Origin of the sequence: Bradyrhizobium aeschynomenes, assembly GCF_013178945.1 — a bacterium.
GTDB lineage: Bacteria > Pseudomonadota > Alphaproteobacteria > Rhizobiales > Xanthobacteraceae > Bradyrhizobium > Bradyrhizobium aeschynomenes.
This window is the reverse complement of sequence record NZ_JABFDM010000001.1, coordinates 360,579-379,702: the sequence shown is the minus strand read 5'-3', so window position 1 is coordinate 379,702 and position 19,124 is coordinate 360,579. Positions and strand designations below refer to the sequence as shown.

The following is a 19,124-nucleotide window of genomic DNA, read 5'->3' as shown; positions in this document are numbered from 1 at the left end:
GCGACATCACGCGAAAGCTGTGGTCTCAGCCCTTGCCGAATCTGATCGCGGACCGTTCGCGCGCCTTGGCCGCCTCGATCTCGCGATCCCTCGGCGGCGCCTGGGTGTGCAGCGAGGTCAGGAGCCGCCGCGCCGCCTCGGCGACCTCCTCGACCGCACGTGCGAAGGCGGCCTCGTTGGCCTGCGACGGGGTGTTGAAGCCGGAGAGCTTGCGCACGAATTGCAGCGCGGAGGCCTGAATCTCGGCCTCCGTCGCCGGTGGCTCGAAATTGAACAGCGTCTTGATGTTGCGGCACATGACGGGACCAATCCGGTGCTGAACCAGGTCGAAGACCGTGCTATCATGCCTCCGACGCGGCCGCAAAGAGCCGCGCATTTGCAGGGGAAACACATGCTCCGACCGCTTGCCGCCGTCTTCGCCGCCGTGGTTTTTTGCGCGCCGGCCCGCGCCGCCGATTATCCCGCCCCGAAGCAGGGCGACTTCGTCGTCAAGGATTTCAAGTTTCACACCGGCGAAACGCTGCCCGAGCTGAAGCTGCACTACACGACCGTCGGCGAGCCCACCGGCCAGCCGGTCCTGGTGCTGCATGGCACCGGCGGCTCGGGCGCCAGCATGCTGGGTGCGACGTTTGCGGGCGAATTGTTCGGCAAGGACCAGCCGCTCGATGCGACCAAGTACTACATCATCATCCCCGACAGCATCGGCCACGGCAAATCGTCGAAGCCGTCGGACGGGCTGAAGACCAGGTTTCCCGCCTATGACTATGCCGACATGGTCGACGCGCAGCACCGGCTGCTGACCGAGGGTCTCGGCATCAAGCACGTCCGCCTCGTGATCGGCAATTCGATGGGCGGGATGCATAGCTGGGTGTGGGCGACGCGCTACCCGGACTTCATGGATGTCGCGGTGCCGATGGCCTCGCAGCCGACCGAGATGGCGGCCCGGAACTGGATGCTGCGCCGGATCATGCTGGAGACGATCCGCAACGATCCGGACTACAATGGCGGCAACTACACGGCGCAGCCGCGCATGATGAAATATGCCGTCACGGCGTATGGCACGGCCACCGCCGGCGGCACCATCGCCTATCAGCTGGCGGCGCCGACCGCGGCCAAGGCCGACAAGATGGTCGATGAGCGGCTGGCCACGCCGATCCCCACCGACGCCAACGATTTCATCTATCAGTGGGAGTCCTCGCACGACTACAATCCGGCCGCCGATCTCGACAAGATCAAGGCCACCGTCATGCTGATCAACTCGGCCGACGACGAGCGCAATCCGCCGGAGACGGGCGTCACCACCGAGGCGATGAAGCGCGTGACCAACGGCAAGGTCCTGCTGATCCCGACATCGCCCGAAACGCGCGGCCACCTCACCACCGGCAACGCGAAATTCTATGTGGAGCCGCTGCGCGAGCTGCTCGCCACGGCGCCGCAGCGGGGCACCTGAGCTCGGAAGGGACGGACGAATGCGCAAGGCGACGCTGGCCGCTGTTCTGATGGGCTCCCTGGCCTGCGCGAGCCGCGCGCTCGCCATCGACAACGGCCAGTTCGAGAACGTGCCGCCCGACATTCGCGCCTGGTTCAAGAGCGTGATCGCCCCCAACGGCGTGCCCTGCTGCGACGTCTCCGACGGCCACCGCACGATCTATGACGTGCGGGACGGCACCTATTGGGTGCCGATCGAGGGGCGCTGGATGGCGGTGCCGGAGCGCGCCATCATCCGCGACCGCGGCAATCCGATCGGCGAGGCGGTGGTATGGTATGTTCATCACCGCGGCGACATCATCATCAGCTGCTTCGTGCCCGCCGATGCCGTCTGAGCTGGGCGCTGCGAGGTCGGTTGCGGGGATGTGGCCATGACGGAGCCGTTGCGTGACGACGGGACCCGCGCGGTCATGCGCTGGTTGATGGCGGCGTTCTACACCGCAGCGGGGGTCGCGCATCTCGTGACCCCCGAGCCGTTCCTGCGGATCACGCCGTCGGTCGTTCCGTTTGCCCCGCAGGTCATCCTGCTCACCGGACTTTGCGAGCTCGCCGGCGCGACGGCACTGGTGACGAGGCCGCTGCGGCGCTGGGCGGGGATCGGGCTTGCGGCCTATGCCGTGTGCGTGTGGCCGGCAAACGTCAAGCATGCGATCGAGGGCATCGACCTGCCCTATCTCGGCAGCAGCTGGCTGTATCATGGTCCGCGCCTGGCATTTCAGCCGGTGCTGGTCTGGTGGGCGCTCTACGGCGCGGCGGTGATCGACTGGCCCTGGCGCCGCGATGTGTGACGGCGAGATGATGCGAACAGGAGAAGAGCCGTGAGCGACCCAGCCAATGCCGATCTTGCGGCGATCTATCCGAAACCGAACGAGCGGGTGATCGCCAAGGTGCGCCCGGGGCTCGATGCTCACAGCCGCAAGTTCATCATGCTGTCGCCGTTCTGTGTGATGGCGACCTCGGGCAGCGACGGCAGCGTCGATGCCTCGCCACGCGGCGGGCAGCCGGGATTCATCCAGATCGATGGCGATCAGCGCCTGCTGATGCCGGATCGCCCCGGCAACAACCGGCTCGACAGCCTCCGCAACGTGGCGGACGGCCCGGGCCAGGTGCAACTGATCTTCTTCGTGCCCGGAATCAACGAGACGCTGCGCGTCGGCGGCACGGCAGCGCTGTCGACCGATCCCGACCTGCTCGCGAGGCTCGAGGAGTTCGGCAAGCCGCCGCGCTCCGTGCTCGTGATTACCGTCCGGGAGATCTACTTCCATTGCGGCAAGGCGATCATGCGCTCCAAACTATGGTCGCAGGAGGCGCAGGTGCCACGCTCGGCGATGCCGAGCATCAGCGAGATCATCCACGATCAGACCAGCCTCGGTGCACCCGAACCGCAGGACGTGACTGACGCCCGGTGGCGCGAGCAGCTCTGAAAAAGCCACTGTTTCGCCTGAATGCGTCAGCGAGGCGTCAGCTGGAGCCGGGTAGGATGCGCGCTGGAAGTCGTGAGCGCGGGGTTTGATGCAGGTCAACGGCCACCGACGCGGCAGAAACTAGGTATGAATGCGTCATTCTCCGAAGCTGGAACCGATCTCGGTCATGCCAGAGCCCGCTCGCAGTGCACGTCACAGCTTCGCTGCTCTCTGGACCGGCACGCTTCTGCTGCTCGGCTCCGGCGCGCTGCCGTGCGCGGCGTCCGCCGAGGATGTGAAGCTCACGCCGGCCCAGGCGCAGAACCTCGGCATCCGCGTCACCCACCCCATCTCGAGCCGGACCGACAGGACCCTGCCCTATCCGGCCCAGATCGTGATCCCGACGCCGCAATTATGGGTCGTGAGCGCTCCAGTCTCCGGCATGGTCACCAATCTGGCGGTGGCGCGGGGCGACCGCGTCACTGCCGGACAGCCGCTGCTGACACTGGAGAGCCCGAGCTACGTGTCGCTGCAGCGTGACTATCTGCATGCCCTCGCGCAGGAGGTTCTCGCCGTCCAGCAGCTGAAGCGCAACGCCGACCTGTTCGAAGGCAAGGCGATCCCGCAGCGCGTCCTGGAGTCCAGCCAGACGGAGGCGCGCCAGGCCAGCATCGTGGTCGCAGAGCGGCGGCAGATGCTTCATCTCAGCGGCCTCTCCGACGAGGCCATCACGCGCCTGACCAATGAGGCCGCGATCAGCGCGACGCTGACGGTCAACGCGCCGCAAGCGGCATCGGTGGTCGAGATCGTGGTGTCGCCAGGCCAGCGCATGGAGCAGGCCGCCCCGCTGGTGAAGCTCGCACGGCTGTCGCCGCTCTGGGCCGAGATCGCCATTCCTGCCACCAACATCGGCGCCATCAAGGCCGGCGCACGTGTCGACATCGACGGCTACGCGACACCAGGTCGCGTCATCCTGGTATCGGAAACGACCGACGCAGCCACCCAGACGATCCTCGTGCGCGCCGAGATTCCCAACAATGGCGAGCTGCATTCCGGGCAGACCGCCGCAGCACGCATCGGCTTCATCTCCGCCGGCGAGAGCGCCTGGGAGATTCCCTATAGCGGTCTGGTCCGCCGCGGCGATCAGGCTTCGATCTTCGTCGCGATCGCCGGCGGGTTCCGCCAGGTTCCGGTCACGCTGCTCGCCGAAGATCAGGACCACGTCGTCGTGTCCGGCCCCGTCACTGAGCAGGACGAGGTGGCGGTCGGCGGCATCTCGGCGTTGCGCGGCATTCTCTCGCGGCTTGGGCAATGATGCTGCAGCGACTCGTCGCATTCGCGTTGTCGCAGCGGCTGTTCGTCGTTCTCAGTGTGATGCTGTTGATCGGTGCTGCGGCCGTCTTCCTGCCGAGCCTGCCGATCGACGCCTTCCCGGATGTCTCGCCGGTGCAGGTCAAGGTCATCATGAAGGCGCCGGGTCTCACGCCCGAGGAGGTCGAGCAGCGCATCACCGTGCCGATCGAGCTCGAGCTGCTCGGGCTGCCGAACAAGAAGATCCTGCGCTCCACCACCAAATACGCCCTGGCCGACATCACCGTCGATTTCGAGGACGGCACCGACATCTACTGGGCGCGTAACCAGGTGTCGGAGCGGCTGTCGAATATCTCGCGCGACTTGCCCGAAGGCGTGAGCGGCGGCCTGGCGCCGATCACGAGCCCGCTTGGCGAGATGTTCATGTTCACGATCGACAGCCCCGAGCTGTCGCTCGCCGAGCGCCGCAGCTTGCTGGATTGGGTGATCCGGCCGGCGCTGCGCACCGTGCCTGACGTCGCCGATGTCAATGCGCTGGGCGGCCACGTCCGCGCGTTCGAGATCGTTCCGCGCAACGATGCGCTGGCGGCCCGCGGCATCTCCTTCGATCTGTTCCGCAAGGCGATCGAGGCCAACAGCCGCAACGATGGCGCCGGCCGCGTGAACCAGGGCGAGGACAGCGCCCTGGTTCGGATCGAAGGCAGCATCCGCGGGATCGACGACATCAGGGCGATCGTCGTCGACACTCGCGACGGCATCCCGATCCGCGTCAGCGATGTCGCACGGGTGAAGATCGGGGCCCTGACCCGCTACGGCGCCGTCACCGCCGACGGCAAGGGCGAGACCGTCGAAGGACTGGTGCTCGGGCTGCGCGGCGCCAATGCCGGCCAGCTGGTGCGCGACGTCCGTACAAGGCTCGACGAGCTGAAGCCGTCATTGCCCGCCAGCGTCACGATCAACGTGTTCTACGACCGCAGCCGGCTGGTCAACCGCGCCGTCGGCACGGTGGTGCGGGCGCTCGGCGAGGCGACGGTGCTGGTCGTGGTGCTGCTGTTGCTCTTCCTCGGCAATTGGCGCGCCTCGCTGGTGATCGCGCTCAGCCTGCCGCTGGCGATCATGATCGCGCTGCTGGTGATGCGCGCGGTCGGCATGTCCGCCAACCTGATGAGCCTCGGCGGACTCGCGATCGCGATCGGAATGCTGATCGATGCGCTGGTGGTCGTGGTCGAGAACATCGTCGGTAATCTAGGCAAGCACGATCCCGACAGGACGACGCCACTGATCCACATCATCTATCGCTCGGTATGCGAGGTGCTGCAGCCGGTGGCCTCTGGGGTCCTGATCATCATCATCGTATTCGTGCCGCTGCTGACGCTGCAGGGGCTCGAAGGCAAGCTCTTCATTCCCGTCGCACTGGCCATCATCTTCGCGCTGGCGGCGTCGCTGCTGCTGGCGCTCACCGTGATACCCGTCGCGACGTCGTTCGTGCTCAAATCGGCCTCCCACGAAGATCCGCTGCTGATCCGGGCCGCGCAGCGCGTCTACGCACCCGCGCTCGACTGGGCGCTGGGCAACGAGCGCAAGGTCATCCTCGCCGCCATGCTCAGCCTCGTCGCCGCCGGCTACGGCTACACCCAGCTCGGCAAGACCTTCATGCCGACGATGGACGAGGGCGACATCATCGTGAGCGTGGAAACGCTGCCGTCGGTCAATCTCGATGAATCCGTTGCCATCAATGCGCGGCTGCAGGCGGCCTTGATGAAGGTGCCCGACATCGCCGGCATCATCGCGCGCACCGGCTCGGACGAGCTCGGCCTCGACCCCATGGGTCCCAACCAGACCGACACGTTCCTGGTGCTCAAGCCGGCGGACCAGCGGCAAAACCCCAGTCGCGAAGCCCTGCTGCAGCAACTTCGCGACGTGCTGACCGCCTTTCCCGGCATCTCGCTGAGCTTCACCCAGCCCATCGACATGCGCGTCCAGGAGATGATCAGCGGCGTCCGGGGCGACGTCGCCGTCAAGATCTTCGGGCCCGATATCGCACGGCTCAACGACATCGCGGCCAAGCTTTCAGCGCTCCTGTCGAGCGTCGACGGCGCCGAGGACGTTTACACGACCTTGAACGAGGGCGCGCAGTACTACACGGTCACGGTCAACCGGCTGGAAGCAGGCCGCCTTGGTCTCACCGTCGATTCCATCGCCACGTCGCTTCGGACCCAGATCGAGGGACGTACGATCGGCACCGCGCTGGAGACCGGACGACGGACACCGATCCTGGTCCGCGGCAGCGAGACGACGCGTGAGGCCCCGACCCTGCTCGCGATGCTGCCGCTGACGCTGGCGGCCGGACAGCACGTGGCCTTGTCGCAGGTCGCGCGCATCCAGCGCGTCGACGGTCCGGTGAAGATCGACCGCGAGGACGGCAATCGCATGAGCGTGGTACGCAGCAACGTCCGCGGCCGCGACATGGTCGGCTTCGTTCAGGCCGCCCAGCAGAAGGTCGCAGCCGAGCTGCAGCTCCCGGCCGGGTACCGGATGACCTGGGGCGGACAGTTCGAGAACCAGCAGCGCGCCGCCGCGCGGCTTTCGATCGTGGTGCCGGTGGCGATCGGCCTGATCTTCGTGCTCCTGTTCACGACCTTCGGCTCCGTTCGCCAGGCGCTGCTGGTGCTGGTCAACATTCCCTTCGCCTTGATCGGCGGGGTGTTCGCGCTGGTGTCGACAGGAGAATACCTCTCTGTCCCCGCTTCTGTCGGCTTCATCGCCCTGCTCGGGATTGCCGTCTTGAACGGTGTCGTGTTGGTGTCGCATTTCAATCAGCTCCGAAGTCACGGACTGTCCGAGCAGCGCATCGTCGTCGAGGGCGCGCGGCGCAGGCTGCGTCCGGTGCTAATGACGGCCAGCATCACTGCACTGGGACTGATTCCCCTGCTGTTTGCGTCCGGTCCAGGTTCTGAGGTTCAGCGCCCCCTCGCGATCGTCGTGATCGGCGGCCTGCTGTCATCGACGCTGCTGACCCTGATCTTGCTGCCGATCCTGTACCGCCGCTACGGCGCGGCAACGAAGGAAGCGACATGACGGGCCAAGCGGCGTGCCTGACGCTGATCGCGCCGTGTGAGCTGCGCGAGGAGCTGTTCGACTACATCACCGAGCAGACGGACCTCGTCACGGGCTTCACGGCTTCGGACGCGGCCGGACACGGCGCGCGCGTGCGGCTGCGCAGCGCCGCAGAGCGGGTCAAGGGTCATGCTGATGAGATCGTCGTGCGCATCGTGCTGCAGGAAGCGGACTGCGAGCGGCTGCTGGAGCGGCTCAGGAGCGCTTTCGGAGGAACCAAGCTCGTCTATTGGGTCATGCCCGTGACGGCCTTCGGGATCATCGACTGAGCCCGGGTAACTCTCGAATCGGCTTGCAGGGTCGATTCAAGGCCTGCGAGACCAGCCTTGAACCGACCTGCTGGAAGGAAATACCGCAAGGCGGCGAGCGTCAATGCTCGCTCTCGAGGCCGCCGACGTGCTTCTGCGTGTAGAGTTCCAGACCGATGCGGCCGATCAGATCGAGCTGGGTCTCGAGGAAATCGATGTGGTGCTCCTCGTCCTTCATCAGTTGCTCGAACAGGTCGCGCGACACGTAGTCCTTGACGCCGTGGCAATAGGTTGCGGCTTCCTGGTAGAGCGTCCGCGCGCCGATCTCGGCGGCGAGATCGCATTCGATGATCTCCTTGACGTTCTGGCCGATGCGCAAGGGATCGAGCACCTGCATGTTCGGGAAGCCGTCGAGGAACAGAATGCGATCGGTGAACTTGTCGGCGTGCTCCATCTCCTCGATGGATTCCTTGCGCCAGACCTTGGCCATCTCCAGAAGGCCCCAGTTGTTCAGCAGGCGATAGTGCAGCCAATACTGGTTGATGGCAGTCAGTTCGCTGCGCAATCCCTTGTTGAGATATTCGATGACCTTGGGGTCGCCCTGCATGGATAAGCTCCGAAAAAGTTAGAGGCCGCAGGCGCTCAATAACAGGTTCGAAGTGCGGAGACGACCCCCGTTCATGTGCATTTTTGGGGCGAAACAGGCGAGATTGAAGGCAGAAGCGCTTCAGCAGGCAGCCAGCGCAAAGCGGCTTTGGAGGTCGTCCTCTGCCACCTGGACGGAAGAATGACCGTGAGCATGGGCGTGCTGGCAGCCGGCCTGGCAATTGCGCGCGCAGGGCCCCAACGCCTCGTCGATGATGGTCTTGATGGTGCGCGCACAGCGACCGCATTCCGCGCTGCAGCCGAGGCAGCCATAGACCTGCTTCGGGCTGCGCGGCAATTCGTCCGCGGAGGTCACCACCTTGCGGATGTCGTGATCGCTGATGACGTTGCAGGAACAAACAATCATGAGAAACCGGCCAATCGTCTTCGGTCAGCTATCGATAGTCATCCGCACCTACCCGCGCAAAGGGAAAACGGCGCTTTTGAAGCTATTCCAATCTGATAGTAGACCTAGACCGGATCTAAGAATGCGACCTTGTCGCAGATCAAACTCGCTGCGCCGAGACACCTCAATCGCCTCCGCCGCCGTCGCCTCCACCCCCGTCGCTACCGCCGCCATCGATCGGATTTCCCATGGCGTCGGTTGCGGTATTGTTGAACCAGCTGGAAGGGGCGCCTGATTCCCAGGGCCATGAACCACCCGCGTCCGCCCCTGTCGTATCGGCGCCCCTCCCCCGACCCTTCCAATCCACCACGACCAGCAGCACGTAGCAGGCGCCCGCGGCCAGGCAGATCGCGACCGCGATGATCAGGGCGCTGGGCATGCCTGCTCCAGTCCAACGAATTTTGTGCAATGCAGCATTGAACATATCCTCGACATAGGTCGTCCAATGGGACGCGCCCGTTCATTGATCATTCAAGCGGGATATGTGAACCTGCCGTATCGCCTGATGCGCGATCCGCCGACCTGGAGTGAGAGAGGTTAAGGTCATGAAGAAGACTCTTGCGGCCCTGGCCGCCGTCGCAACGCTGTCGACCGCAGCGCTGGCTCCCGCTCCTGCCGAAGCGCGCAACGGTCGTGTCGCCGCCGGTGTCGCTGCCGGTCTGCTCGGTGGCGCCCTCATTGGTGGTGCCATCGCCGCGGGCAGCAATCCCTATTATTACGGGCCGGGCTACTCCTATTCGCCCGGTTACTCCTACGGACCCGGCTACTCCTATTATGGTGGCCCGGCCTACGTCTCCGATCCGGGTTACGCCTGCTACTGGCAGCGCCAGCGCTTCTGGGACGGCTACGGCTGGCGGATTCGCCGCGTGCGGGTGTGCGAGTGATCGTTCACCTTCATTAATTCTCTGAGCCTGCACCGGAATTTCGAATACGGCGGCCGCTTATGGCCACAAAAAACCGTTTTTCGGTCGCATGAGGCCAGACAGAGTTTACGAAGGGTTGACGGATTGTCGTGTTTTCTCGCGACACTAACGGCCCTTGATCGTGCGTAGAATTCACCACCCGGCGCCAGCTTGGGCGCTTCCTCCAGGAGATCTCGGAACATGAAGAAGATCCTGACCGCTGTTCTCGCGGTTGCGACAATCGCAGGTTCGCTGAGCGTCACCGCACCGGCTGCGAAGGCTGGCGACGTTGGCGCCGGCGTGGCTGCCGGCCTGATCGGCGGCGCGCTGATCGGCGGCGCGATTGCCTCCAGCCGTCCGGCCTATGGCGGACCGGTCTATGTCGAAGCCCCCCCGCCGGGCCCGCCGCCGTGCGTGTGGCGCCGTGAGCGCTATTGGGACGGCTATGGCTGGGTGTCCCGCCCGGTACGCGTCTGCTACTGATCTGACTCCCGTCAGAATGCATCAAGCCCGGCCTCAAGGCCGGGCTTTTTGTTTGCCGCCGCCGTTTCCCGTGGCGTCCGTTTCCAGAGTCGTCGTTGCCGTCTCGACCACCGCGCGTCAACGCGCGGCGTTGATCGCCTGGAGCACAGCCTCGCTGGGCCAGCAGTCCACCTTCAGGCCCGCCCTCTTCTGGAATGCGCCGAGCGCAGCACGGGTCTGCATGCCGGCCTTGCCATCCAGCTTGTCACCGTAGAGGCCAAGCCGCGTCAGGCCCTTCTGCATCGCCTCGACGTCTTTGCTCCGAAGCTGCTTCGATGCCGCCCACGGTGTCGCGAACGCAGCCGGGCTCGTCATGCGGTCCGCCAGGTGACCGACGAACAGCACGTAGAGATCGGAGAAATTGTATTCCTTGATGACGAAGTAGTTCACCGTGGTCAGGAACGCCGGACCATAGATGCCCTCGGGCTGCAGTAGCGAGGCGGGCTGCTGCTGCTCGGCGGCGCTGAGCCGCTGGCCTCGCACCGGCACGAAGCCGGCGCGGAGCCATTCGCCGATCGGCTTCTTCACCTCCGGCACGCCCATCGCGCAATCGACATTGGCCGGTGGCTTGACCTCGTAGGCCCAGCGCACGCCACCCTGCCAACCCTTGTTGGCAAGCTGCTGCGCGGCCGAGCCCAGCGCGTCCGGCACCGAGTGCCAGAGATCGACCTTGCCGTCGCCATCGAGATCGACACCGTGCTTGTAGTATTCCGAGGGGAGGAACTGCGTCAGGCCGACCGCGCCGCCCCATGATGCCCTGAGATCGCGGCGCGAGACCACGCCGTCGCTGAGCATCTTCAGCGCCATGATGAACTCGGTGCGATACTGTTCCTTGCGCCTGCCGACATAGGCCTGCGTGGCCAGCACGCGCAGGGCATCATAGGGCAGCGCGTAGCGACCGAAATCGGTCTCGCGGCCCCAGATCGCGAGCACGATCGGGCCGGGAACGCCAAAGCGGCGCTCGATCTCGGCCAGCGCCGGACGATATTGCCGGATCAGCGTCTGGCCATGGGCCGCGAGCCGCGCGATCGAGGCTTCCTTGATGTAGTCGGCAGGCACCTGCACGAACTCGGCCTGGGCCGGCGCCCCCGTGGCGGGACGGCCGGGCAGCAGCAGATCGGGGAGCTTGGTGTCGGGCTCGAGACCGCGCGTCTCGGCATCGAACGTCGCGCGGGAGACTCCCTGCTCCTTGGCTTCGGGCCACAGCGAAGCGATGAATTGCGTGAAGGCGGCGTCGGCGGCAACCGATGGGCCGGGATGGTACAGCAGAGCCAGAAGACAGACGAAAAGACGACAGCGAGCCGCACGCGCCACTCTAGGCATCCTCAAAGCCAAGTCGCCGCTCGACATGCTCGATCCCGAGATCCATCCCATCCGGCCGATTGGACATGCTGGCGCACGGGCTTTCGAGGTTCCCGAGCCGCGGCCTCAGTTCGCGAACATCGACATGCACATGATCAACAGCGTCGGGGATATGGCGCAGATGCTCCAGCACGAGCGAAGGATAGCACAGCCGGCAACGCCTGTGAACGCCAGGCCATGCCCCCGCACCTCAATGCCCCGCCGCCTTTTTCGCATCCTCGATCGCGGCATTCGACAATTTGTCGACCATGGCGATGCCGATCGCCGAGAGGATGAAGACCGTGTGGATGATGGTCTGCCACATCACACCGGTCTCGGTGTAGGTCGATTTGCCCGACGACAGTGCGCCCGCCTCGATGAAGGTCCGCAGCAGATGAATCGAGGAGATGCCGATGATGGCCATCGCCAGCTTGATCTTCAGCACGCTGGCATTGACGTGGCTGAGCCATTCCGGCTCGTCGGGATGGCCCTGCAGATTGAGCCGCGACACGAAGGTCTCATAACCGCCGACGATCACCATCACGAGCAGGTTCGAGATCATGACGACGTCGATCAGGCCAAGCACGGCGAGCATGATCTGCTGCTCGGAGAAGTCGAAGGCGTGCGCGAAAAGGTGCCAGAGCTCCTTGAGGAACAGCACCACATAGACACCCTGCGCGATGATCAATCCGACGTAGAGCGGCAACTGCAGCCAGCGCGAGCCGAAAATCAGCATCGGAATGGGGCGCAGCGCTCCGCCCTTGGAGGACAGGGTGGCGTCGGGAGAGGACATGTCGGGATTTCTCGTGACCAGATTCGATTGCGGAACCTACCATCTACGCAATCATGTCGCACAGGGAAGCGACAACTGGCCGCAGGCCGGGCGCGGCGCATTGTCCCGCAAGCGAGACCGCGCCGCGCCGAGTGATGCCGCCTGTCAGCGCGTCAGCTTCTTGTACTTGACCCGGTGCGGGATCACGCTGTCCTGACCGAGCCGGCGCATCTTGTCCTTCTCGTAGTCCTGGAAATTGCCCTCGAACCATTCGACGTGGCTGTCGCCCTCGAAGGCCAGCATGTGGGTCGCGATACGATCGAGGAACCAGCGATCGTGGCTGATGATGACGGCGCAGCCGGCGAAATCTTCCAGCGCCTCCTCGAGCGCGCGCAGCGTGTCGACGTCGAGATCGTTGGTGGGCTCGTCGAGGAGCAGCACGTTGGCACCCGACTTCAGCATCTTGGCGAGATGCACGCGGTTCCGCTCACCGCCCGAGAGCGCGCCGACCTTCTTCTGCTGATCCGCGCCCTTGAAGTTGAACGCCGAGCAGTAGCCGCGCGAGTTCACCTCCTTCTTGCCGAGCAGGATCAGCTCGTTGCCGCCGGAGATCTCCTCCCACACCGTCTTGTTGCCGTCGAGCGCATCGCGCGACTGGTCGACATAGCCGAGATGCACGGTCTCGCCGACGGTGATGGTTCCGGCGTCCGGCTTCTCCTGCCCGGTGATCATGCGGAACAGCGTGGTCTTGCCGGCGCCGTTCGGGCCGATCACGCCGACGATGCCGCCCGGCGGCAGCTTGAAGGTGAGATTGTCGATCAGGAGGCGGTCGCCGAAGCTCTTGGACAGCCCCTCGAAGTCGACGACGTTCTGGCCGAGCCGCTCGGCCACGGGAATGATGATCTGCGCGGTCTGGGTCTGCTTCTCGCTGGCCTTCTTCAGCAGCTCCTCATAGCGCTGGTAGCGCGCCTTGGACTTGGCCTGGCGGGCCTTCGGCGAGGCCGCGATCCACTCCTGCTCGCGGGCGAGCGTGCGCTGATGCGCGGCGTCCTCGCGGCCCTCCTGCTCCAGCCGCTTCTGCTTCTGCTGCAGCCAGGACGAGTAGTTGCCCTCGTAGGGAATGCCGCGGCCGCGATCGAGCTCCAGGATCCAGCTGGTGACGTTGTCGAGGAAGTAGCGGTCGTGGGTGACGATCAGGATCGCGCCGGGATAATTGCGCAGATGACCTTCGAGCCAGGACACCGATTCGGCGTCGAGATGGTTGGTCGGCTCGTCCAGCAGCAGCAGTTCGGGCTGGTCGAGCAGCAGCTTGCACAAGGCGACGCGGCGGCGCTCGCCGCCGGACAGCTTGGTGACGTCGGCATCGTCGGGCGGGCAGCGCAGCGCATCCATCGCCTGGTCGACCTTGCTGTCGAGATCCCAGAGGCCCTGCGCCTCGATCTCGTCCTGCAGCTTGGTCATCTCGTCGGCGGTCTCCTCGGAGTAGTTCATCGCCAGTTCGTTGTAGCGATCGAGGATCGCCTTTTGCTTGGCGACGCCGAGCATGACGTTCTCGCGCACGGTGAGCTTCGGATCGAGCTGCGGCTCCTGCTCGAGATAGCCGACGCGGGCGCCCTCTGCGACCCAGGCCTCGCCGGTATAGTCCTTGTCGATCCCCGCCATGATCTTGAGCAGGGTCGATTTGCCCGAGCCGTTGACGCCGAGCACACCGATCTTGGCATCCGGGTAGAACGACAGATGGATGTTATCGAGCACCTTGCGGGTCGGATAGGTCTTGGACAGACCCTGCATGAAATAGACGAACTGGCGCGCCATCGCGTGTCCCTCGAACCTGCCTGAATTTTCGGAAAATGGTTGCCGCTGATGTAACCGCGCGGTCCCCAAAGGGCAACCGGCGAGCCGGTCCCGGCCGGAACAAATGCCGGGAGAAGCCCGACGCATGGTGGTCGGCGTGGGCCTGCCGCCTCACGGACGATTACGGATCCGACACGATGTGTGCGGCCGGTCACGACAATTGCAACCGTCTTTTAATTAATTCAGCGGGACACTCGGTCTCGGCACGCAAGAACCGCGCGCCCAAGCGGCGACAAGCCCAGCCGACAACAGCGAGAGCCCGTCATGGCAACCCTTTCGTCAGTCTCCCTGTCCGCTGCAGCGGCAGAACGCCCGAACCGATCCGGCCTCGTCGAGGACATCCGAGGCTTCTGGCGCGAATTCGTTGCGCGAGCCTTCCATCCCTACCGGCCGGAACTGCATTACATGCGCGGCCCGGGACCGGCCTGGCGCGCCAAATACGGCAATGACGCCGCATTCCGTCTGAAGGCCGATCTCGACTGACCGCTCGCCTGCACCCGCGTCCCTGGCGCCTGGCGCTGGTGACCGAGACGGCGCCTTGCGCCGCCGGCACTTTGCGCGCAAGCATGGCTCCATTCCCGACGGCGTTCCTCGAATGACGCCCTCTCCCGACGAATGGACCTTTGCCGATGACGCGGCTGCGCTGTGCAATCCTCGATGACTATTACGATACGGCGCTGTCACTGGCCGATTGGCCGCGTCTGGCCGACAAGGTGGACGTCACCGCCTTCACCCATCCGTTCGCCGGCGAGGATGCGGCCGCCGCCGCACTGGCCGACGTCGACATCGTCTGCGCGATGCGTGAGCGGACACCGTTGCCGCGCACCCTGATCGAGCGGCTGCCGAAGCTGAAGCTCCTGATCACCTCGGGCATGCGCAACGCTGCGATCGATACCGAGGCTGCGAAGGCCCGGGGTATCGTGGTCTGCGGCACGCAATATGGTCGGGATCCGACAGCACCTCTCACGATGGGCCTGATCCTGGAGCTGACCCGCCGGATCGGCCAGGAGAACGCCCGCATGCATGCAGGCCAGCCCTGGCAGGCGCTGGGCGGCATCGAGATCGAGGGCAGGAGGCTCGGCGTGATCGGGCTCGGCAAGCTCGGCAGCAAGGTTGCGGGGCTCGCCAAGGCGTTCGGCATGGACGTGATCGCCTGGAGCCCCAACCTGACGCCGGAGCGCTGCAAGGAGGCCGGCGTCGGCTACGCGACCAAGGAGGAGCTGTTTGCGACCGCGGACATCATCACCATCCATGTCGTGCTCAGCGACCGTTCGCGCGGGCTGGTCGGCGCCGCCGACATCGCGCGGATGAAGCCTTCGGCCTATCTCGTCAACACCTCGCGGGCCCCCATCGTGGATGAGGTGGCGCTGCTGCAGGCCCTGCGCGGGAAGCGCATCGCCGGCGCCGGCCTCGACGTGTTCACGGTCGAGCCGCTGCCGGTCGTCCACCCGCTGCGCGGGCTCGACAACGTCGTGCTGACGCCGCATCTCGGCTACGTCACCGAGGAGAGCTTTCGCGCCCATTACAGCCAGATGGTCGATTGCATCGCAGCCTGGCTCGGCGGCGCGGAACCTCCGCGACGGCTGGCCTGACCCACGCAACAGCCCACAGCAAAACACCCTCCGCGAGGAGGGTGTTTCAATCGATCAAAGCCCGATTCAGCGGATCGTGACCGGTGGCGGCAACGGCTGCACCGTCGTCGGCTGGCTACCCGGGGCCGCCGCCTGGGCCTGGACCGGAATCTGGACCTGCTGCTGCGCCGGCACGGCTGGGCCCGCCGCCGCCATGTTCTTGCTCGAGCCGGGAGGCGCTCCGCCCGGCATGACCACGACGCGGGTGCCCACCTTGACGCGCTCGAACAGGTCGGCGACGTCGTCGTTCAGCATGCCGATGCAGCCCGACGAGACGAACTTGCCGATCGTCGACGGCTGGTTGGTGCCGTGGATACGATAGACGGTCGAGCCGAGATACATCGCGCGGGCACCGAGCGGGTTGCCCGGCCCACCGGCCATGAAGCGCGGCAGATAGGGCTGGCGCTCGATCATCTCGCTCGGCGGATACCAGTCCGGCCACTCGGTCTTCTTGGTGATCTTCTGCACGCCGGTCCAGGTGAAGCCTTCGCGGCCGACGCGGACGCCGTAGCGCATCGCCCGGCCGTTCCCGAGCACGAGATAGAGATAGGTGTTGGGCGTATCGACGACGATTGTTCCAGGCGGCTCCTTGGTGACGAAGTCGACCTCCTGGCGGCGCAGGTTGGCCGGCAGCGGAGCCGGCGCGGCGTCAGGCTGCTCTTCCGGCGGCAGCGCTGCGACCGTCATCGGGCGGTCGCCGGCCGGCGCCTGCGCGGTGCCCGGCACGCTGGTAGCGCCACTCACCACGCCCGGCGGACGCGGCGCACCGGCGTCGCCACCGGGCGCACCATTGCCATAAGTGCCGTAAGCCTGCTGACCGGAGGCCGGCCGATCGGCGTAAATCACCGGCGGCGGACTTGCCGGGCGGCCATATCGCGGATCATCCGGTGACATCACGGGGCCGGTCGGCGCCGCGCCATAGACCGGGGCGCCGGCGGGACGGCCGTAACGGGGATCATCGGGCGATATCACCCGCCCAGGAGGCGGAAGAGCCGCCGAGTTGCCCGGCGCATCCTCGTCGTCGAGCGCGTCGAAATCAGGGGCCTGTCCGCGCACATCGGCCGGATAGGGCGTGGGCTGCGGTGAATACTCGCCCGGCGCGGTCTGATAGACCTGCTGTGCCTCGGCAAACGAGGTTGCCGTCACGCCCGCTGCCGCGACCGCGCAAACCGTCAGGATGTGTCTGATCATCATTGCCCTTGCAATATCCCCAAGCCGCCGATTGGGACCTTTGCTGTGCCAAATGGCCGAAGATAGCGGCGCATTCAAGACAATTCCGGCCGGAGCGGTCCGACTTCGGCAATTTGTGATCATGTCCCCGTCGTTGCACGGAAGTCTCACGCCGCCGAAAAAGTGCAGCAGAGCCGCCGCGAGCCGCATCTCCGCCGCGATTTGACGAGCGAGCGGGAACGCTTTCGGTATTCTGACCTCAGCCTGATTCGCGATGCACGGCAGAAGCCGGCCCCGTCGTGAACCCTGCCATTCCCTGTGATCACCGCGTTCCCTACTGGCTCGAAGGTCTCGGCAGTCCCGCTGCCGTGACGAGAGTTCCCGTCAATGCTTCCCGGCTTTCGTTTCCTCGTCGCCGCGATCCTCTGTTCGATCTCTCTCACCATCTTCGGCATGGGCGCTGCAGCCCTGTTGCGCGCCGCCCATGAGCAGTTCGCCAGCAACTCGTCCTGGCGCTCGACTCAGGCCTCCGGCTTCACGGCCTTCCTGCCGCCGGCCGAGCCAACGCCGGTTCTGGCCGTGCTGCGGGTCGAGCCGAGTCCGGCGCAACCGGTCGCGCCGCCGTTTAGCGCAACCGACGTTCCTTCGGCGGCAGCGGCCGAGCCGCCGAGCCCGCCGGCGGCTGCAGCTCCGGTCACGGAGAAGATCGAGGCGGCGGTCGCGGCCGAACCGCCCGCATTGCCGACGCCATCGCTCCCTGCGGAGACGGTCGACACCGCCTCGGTCTCCGCTGCGATCAAGAGTGTGACAGCTGAACCGAACGAGCGGACCGACAGCGGTAAGCCGGAGCGCACCGCTTCGGAGCTGACTGCTTCGGTCGTCGTTGCCATCGACAAGGCCTCCGACAGGCCCAGGATGGACAACACTCCCCAACCTGCCGCCGCATCAACAGCGACCGTCTCGAGCGACGCCGCGATCGTTCCCGTCGCAGCCGCCGCCCAGGTTCTCGCCAGCGCCGATCCGGCGATGGCGACCCCGGCTCCGATCCCGTCCGCGCCGGCGGCCGCCGTGCTCGATCCGATCGCGGCCAAGCTTGCTGCGCTCGCCGAACAGCCGGCCCATCAGGAGCGGCCCGCCGCCGGCGAGCACCGTGCCTCGGTGAAGATCGCGAGCGTGCAGTTGCGCCGGAGCATTCTCAAGAAGCGTCTGGCCCGCGAGAAGCAGTTCGCCGCGCGCCGGGCCAAGCAGCGCCGCATCGCGCAGCGGGTCCGCTCGGCGCGACAGGCTGCTGCCGCTCAACAGCAGCAGCAGGCTTTCCCCGATCCGTTCGGACAGCAGCCGTTCGGTCAACCCCAGGCCGTTGGCCCGCAGGCGGCCGGGCCGCGCACGCGCTAACCGCTCAAGCGGGGCCCGTCGCCACCGGCGGGCCGTTTTCGACACCCCATTCCGACCAGGAGCCGTCGTACAGCGCGGTGTCGCGGATGCCGAGGCGATAGAGCGCCAGCGTCAGCACGGCTGCCGACACGCCGGAGCCGCAGGAGGTGACGATCGGCTTTGCCAGATCGACACCGACAGCGCCGAACGCCTTGCGCAGTTCCTCGAGCGGCTTCATCACGCCGGTCGCAGCGTCGAACAGCTCCGCATAAGGCAGGTTGCGGCTGCCGGGGATGTGACCGGACCGCAGGCCTGGCCTGGGCTCCGCCACCTCGCCCGCGAATCGCGGCGCCTGCCGCGCGTCGATCACCTGCTCGGCATTGCCGGCGAGATTGGCTACCATCTGCTCGATCCTGCGCACGCGCGCGGCGTCGAAGCTCGCGTCGTAGCTGCCGAGCGCCGGCGTCACCTGGCCGCCGTCGACCGGCCGCCCCTCGGCGGCCCACTTCTTCAGGCCGCCATCGAGCACGCGAATGTCTTTGTGGCCGAACGACAGGAACATCCACCAGGCGCGGGGCGCGGCGACCCAGCCGCCTGAATCATAGACCACCACCGTATCGCCATTGCTGATGCCGAGCCGGGCGGCATCTTGGCCGAACTGCTCGGCGCTCGGGTACATGTGCGGCAGCGGGTTGGAATGATCCGAGACCTCGTCGACGTCGAAGAACACGGCGCCGGGAATGTGCGCCTTCAGGTAGTCATCCTTCGGCAGCGGCAGCACGCCGGGCATCTTGAAGGTCGCGTCGACCACCTTGATCTTGGGGTCGCCGAGATGCGCCGCGAGCCAGTCCGTCGAGACGAGAGGGTCGTTTGGGGTGGTCATGGCCTGGCTCCAGGATCGCTTCAATGCCTCATCGCCGGCTTTGGTCCGGCGATCCAT

The 19,124-nt window shown here is 65.9% G+C and carries 21 protein-coding genes; 12 read left to right on the top strand and 9 right to left on the bottom strand.

Annotated features, from left to right (window positions below):
• Positions 1-25: 25 nt before the first annotated feature.
• Positions 26-298, bottom strand: coding sequence for a DUF2277 domain-containing protein (locus HL666_RS01670; RefSeq protein WP_172111101.1), 273 nt, complete (start codon positions 296-298; stop codon positions 26-28).
• Positions 299-391: 93 nt separating this feature from the next.
• On the opposite strand from HL666_RS01670, the gene HL666_RS01665 reads away from it, so the two are divergent.
• The 7 genes from HL666_RS01665 (at position 392) to HL666_RS01635 (ending at position 7,588) form a co-directional block, all read left to right on the top strand.
• On the top strand, positions 392-1,450 hold the full coding sequence (locus tag HL666_RS01665; RefSeq protein ID WP_172179563.1) for an alpha/beta fold hydrolase: 1,059 nt from the start codon (positions 392-394) through the stop codon (positions 1,448-1,450).
• Between the two features lie 19 nt (positions 1,451-1,469).
• Positions 1,470-1,823, top strand: coding sequence for a hypothetical protein (locus HL666_RS01660; protein WP_172131653.1), 354 nt, complete (start codon positions 1,470-1,472; stop codon positions 1,821-1,823).
• A gap of 36 nt (positions 1,824-1,859) precedes the next feature.
• Positions 1,860-2,276, top strand: a complete 417-nt coding sequence (locus HL666_RS01655) for a DoxX family protein (RefSeq protein WP_172179561.1) — start codon at positions 1,860-1,862, stop codon at positions 2,274-2,276.
• Between the two features lie 30 nt (positions 2,277-2,306).
• The gene (locus HL666_RS01650) at positions 2,307-2,912 is read left to right on the top strand and encodes a pyridoxamine 5'-phosphate oxidase family protein (protein ID WP_172111105.1); all 606 of its coding nucleotides are present in this window, start codon (positions 2,307-2,309) and stop codon (positions 2,910-2,912) included.
• A gap of 166 nt (positions 2,913-3,078) precedes the next feature.
• Positions 3,079-4,206 (top strand): efflux RND transporter periplasmic adaptor subunit, encoded by a 1,128-nt coding sequence (locus tag HL666_RS01645; protein ID WP_172131650.1) that lies wholly within the window; start codon positions 3,079-3,081, stop codon positions 4,204-4,206.
• Entirely contained in the window at positions 4,203-7,280 is a 3,078-nt protein-coding gene (locus tag HL666_RS01640) for an efflux RND transporter permease subunit (protein ID WP_172179559.1), read from the top strand. The genes HL666_RS01645 and HL666_RS01640 overlap by 4 nt, the downstream gene beginning before the upstream one ends.
• Positions 7,277-7,588, top strand: coding sequence for a DUF3240 family protein (locus HL666_RS01635; protein WP_172111108.1), 312 nt, complete (start codon positions 7,277-7,279; stop codon positions 7,586-7,588). The genes HL666_RS01640 and HL666_RS01635 overlap by 4 nt, the downstream gene beginning before the upstream one ends.
• Before the next feature lie 100 nt (positions 7,589-7,688).
• On the opposite strand, the gene bfr is transcribed toward HL666_RS01635, so the two are convergent.
• The 3 genes from bfr to HL666_RS01620 form a co-directional block, all read right to left on the bottom strand.
• A complete protein-coding gene (bfr, locus tag HL666_RS01630) occupies positions 7,689-8,174 on the bottom strand; it encodes a bacterioferritin (protein WP_006615586.1) in 486 nt (161 codons plus the stop codon).
• Between the two features lie 120 nt (positions 8,175-8,294).
• A complete protein-coding gene (locus HL666_RS01625) occupies positions 8,295-8,579 on the bottom strand; it encodes a (2Fe-2S)-binding protein (RefSeq protein ID WP_172111109.1) in 285 nt (94 codons plus the stop codon).
• A gap of 163 nt (positions 8,580-8,742) precedes the next feature.
• Positions 8,743-8,997, bottom strand: a complete 255-nt coding sequence (locus tag HL666_RS01620; protein WP_172111110.1) for a hypothetical protein — start codon at positions 8,995-8,997, stop codon at positions 8,743-8,745.
• A gap of 166 nt (positions 8,998-9,163) precedes the next feature.
• On the opposite strand from HL666_RS01620, the gene HL666_RS01615 reads away from it, so the two are divergent.
• Together HL666_RS01615 and HL666_RS01610 are read left to right on the top strand one after the other, a co-directional pair.
• Complete coding sequence (locus HL666_RS01615; protein WP_172111111.1) at positions 9,164-9,502, top strand: hypothetical protein; 339 nt, start codon at positions 9,164-9,166, stop codon at positions 9,500-9,502.
• Positions 9,503-9,721: 219 nt separating this feature from the next.
• Positions 9,722-10,003 carry a hypothetical protein gene (locus HL666_RS01610; RefSeq protein WP_008964967.1) on the top strand — a complete coding sequence of 94 codons (282 nt, stop codon included), beginning with the start codon at positions 9,722-9,724 and terminating at the stop codon, positions 10,001-10,003.
• Between the two features lie 117 nt (positions 10,004-10,120).
• Here the strand turns inward: HL666_RS01610 and HL666_RS01605 are convergent, their stop codons facing one another.
• The 3 genes from HL666_RS01605 to ettA all read right to left on the bottom strand — a co-directional run bounded on the left by HL666_RS01605 (position 10,121) and on the right by ettA (position 13,970).
• Entirely contained in the window at positions 10,121-11,365 is a 1,245-nt protein-coding gene (locus HL666_RS01605; protein WP_172180167.1) for a lytic murein transglycosylase, read from the bottom strand.
• Between the two features lie 229 nt (positions 11,366-11,594).
• The gene (locus HL666_RS01600; RefSeq protein WP_172131646.1) at positions 11,595-12,176 is read right to left on the bottom strand and encodes a TIGR00645 family protein; all 582 of its coding nucleotides are present in this window, start codon (positions 12,174-12,176) and stop codon (positions 11,595-11,597) included.
• A gap of 144 nt (positions 12,177-12,320) precedes the next feature.
• Positions 12,321-13,970: an energy-dependent translational throttle protein EttA gene (gene ettA, locus HL666_RS01595; protein WP_172131645.1), complete on the bottom strand. Its 1,650-nt coding sequence runs from the start codon at positions 13,968-13,970 to the stop codon at positions 12,321-12,323.
• Positions 13,971-14,273: 303 nt separating this feature from the next.
• Here ettA and HL666_RS01590 point away from each other — a divergent pair, with 303 nt between their 5' ends.
• Positions 14,274-14,492 carry a hypothetical protein gene (locus HL666_RS01590; protein ID WP_172131644.1) on the top strand — a complete coding sequence of 73 codons (219 nt, stop codon included), beginning with the start codon at positions 14,274-14,276 and terminating at the stop codon, positions 14,490-14,492.
• A gap of 146 nt (positions 14,493-14,638) precedes the next feature.
• On the top strand, positions 14,639-15,601 hold the full coding sequence (locus HL666_RS01585) for a D-2-hydroxyacid dehydrogenase family protein (RefSeq protein ID WP_172179557.1): 963 nt from the start codon (positions 14,639-14,641) through the stop codon (positions 15,599-15,601).
• A 66-nt stretch (positions 15,602-15,667) separates the two neighbouring features.
• Here HL666_RS01585 and HL666_RS01580 read toward each other — a convergent pair whose 3' ends face one another.
• Positions 15,668-16,834 (bottom strand): L,D-transpeptidase, encoded by a 1,167-nt coding sequence (locus tag HL666_RS01580; RefSeq protein WP_172179555.1) that lies wholly within the window; start codon positions 16,832-16,834, stop codon positions 15,668-15,670.
• A gap of 363 nt (positions 16,835-17,197) precedes the next feature.
• Here HL666_RS01580 and HL666_RS01575 point away from each other — a divergent pair, with 363 nt between their 5' ends.
• Complete coding sequence (locus HL666_RS01575) at positions 17,198-18,205, top strand: hypothetical protein (protein ID WP_172179553.1); 1,008 nt, start codon at positions 17,198-17,200, stop codon at positions 18,203-18,205.
• Positions 18,206-18,209: 4 nt separating this feature from the next.
• On the opposite strand, the gene sseA is transcribed toward HL666_RS01575, so the two are convergent.
• Positions 18,210-19,067 carry a 3-mercaptopyruvate sulfurtransferase gene (sseA, locus tag HL666_RS01570; protein WP_172179551.1) on the bottom strand — a complete coding sequence of 286 codons (858 nt, stop codon included), beginning with the start codon at positions 19,065-19,067 and terminating at the stop codon, positions 18,210-18,212.
• Positions 19,068-19,124: the final 57 nt, after the last annotated feature.

Bases quoted from the DNA above. Each gene is read 5' to 3' on its own strand.
- HL666_RS01670 (WP_172111101.1), bottom strand. From the start codon at position 298: ATGTGCCGCAACATCAAGACGCTGTTCAATTTCGAGCCACCGGCGACG.
- HL666_RS01665 (WP_172179563.1), top strand. From the start codon at position 392: ATGCTCCGACCGCTTGCCGCCGTCTTCGCCGCCGTGGTTTTTTGCGCG.
- HL666_RS01660 (WP_172131653.1), top strand. From the start codon at position 1,470: ATGCGCAAGGCGACGCTGGCCGCTGTTCTGATGGGCTCCCTGGCCTGC.
- HL666_RS01655 (WP_172179561.1), top strand. From the start codon at position 1,860: ATGACGGAGCCGTTGCGTGACGACGGGACCCGCGCGGTCATGCGCTGG.
- HL666_RS01645 (WP_172131650.1), top strand. From the start codon at position 3,079: ATGCCAGAGCCCGCTCGCAGTGCACGTCACAGCTTCGCTGCTCTCTGG.
- HL666_RS01640 (WP_172179559.1), top strand. From the start codon at position 4,203: ATGATGCTGCAGCGACTCGTCGCATTCGCGTTGTCGCAGCGGCTGTTC.
- HL666_RS01635 (WP_172111108.1), top strand. From the start codon at position 7,277: ATGACGGGCCAAGCGGCGTGCCTGACGCTGATCGCGCCGTGTGAGCTG.
- bfr (WP_006615586.1), bottom strand. From the start codon at position 8,174: ATGCAGGGCGACCCCAAGGTCATCGAATATCTCAACAAGGGATTGCGC.
- HL666_RS01625 (WP_172111109.1), bottom strand. From the start codon at position 8,579: ATGATTGTTTGTTCCTGCAACGTCATCAGCGATCACGACATCCGCAAG.
- HL666_RS01620 (WP_172111110.1), bottom strand. From the start codon at position 8,997: ATGCCCAGCGCCCTGATCATCGCGGTCGCGATCTGCCTGGCCGCGGGC.
- HL666_RS01615 (WP_172111111.1), top strand. From the start codon at position 9,164: ATGAAGAAGACTCTTGCGGCCCTGGCCGCCGTCGCAACGCTGTCGACC.
- HL666_RS01610 (WP_008964967.1), top strand. From the start codon at position 9,722: ATGAAGAAGATCCTGACCGCTGTTCTCGCGGTTGCGACAATCGCAGGT.
- HL666_RS01605 (WP_172180167.1), bottom strand. From the start codon at position 11,365: ATGCCTAGAGTGGCGCGTGCGGCTCGCTGTCGTCTTTTCGTCTGTCTT.
- HL666_RS01600 (WP_172131646.1), bottom strand. From the start codon at position 12,176: ATGTCCTCTCCCGACGCCACCCTGTCCTCCAAGGGCGGAGCGCTGCGC.
- ettA (WP_172131645.1), bottom strand. From the start codon at position 13,970: ATGGCGCGCCAGTTCGTCTATTTCATGCAGGGTCTGTCCAAGACCTAT.
- HL666_RS01590 (WP_172131644.1), top strand. From the start codon at position 14,274: ATGGCAACCCTTTCGTCAGTCTCCCTGTCCGCTGCAGCGGCAGAACGC.
- HL666_RS01585 (WP_172179557.1), top strand. From the start codon at position 14,639: ATGACGCGGCTGCGCTGTGCAATCCTCGATGACTATTACGATACGGCG.
- HL666_RS01580 (WP_172179555.1), bottom strand. From the start codon at position 16,834: ATGATGATCAGACACATCCTGACGGTTTGCGCGGTCGCGGCAGCGGGC.
- HL666_RS01575 (WP_172179553.1), top strand. From the start codon at position 17,198: ATGCTTCCCGGCTTTCGTTTCCTCGTCGCCGCGATCCTCTGTTCGATC.
- sseA (WP_172179551.1), bottom strand. From the start codon at position 19,067: ATGACCACCCCAAACGACCCTCTCGTCTCGACGGACTGGCTCGCGGCG.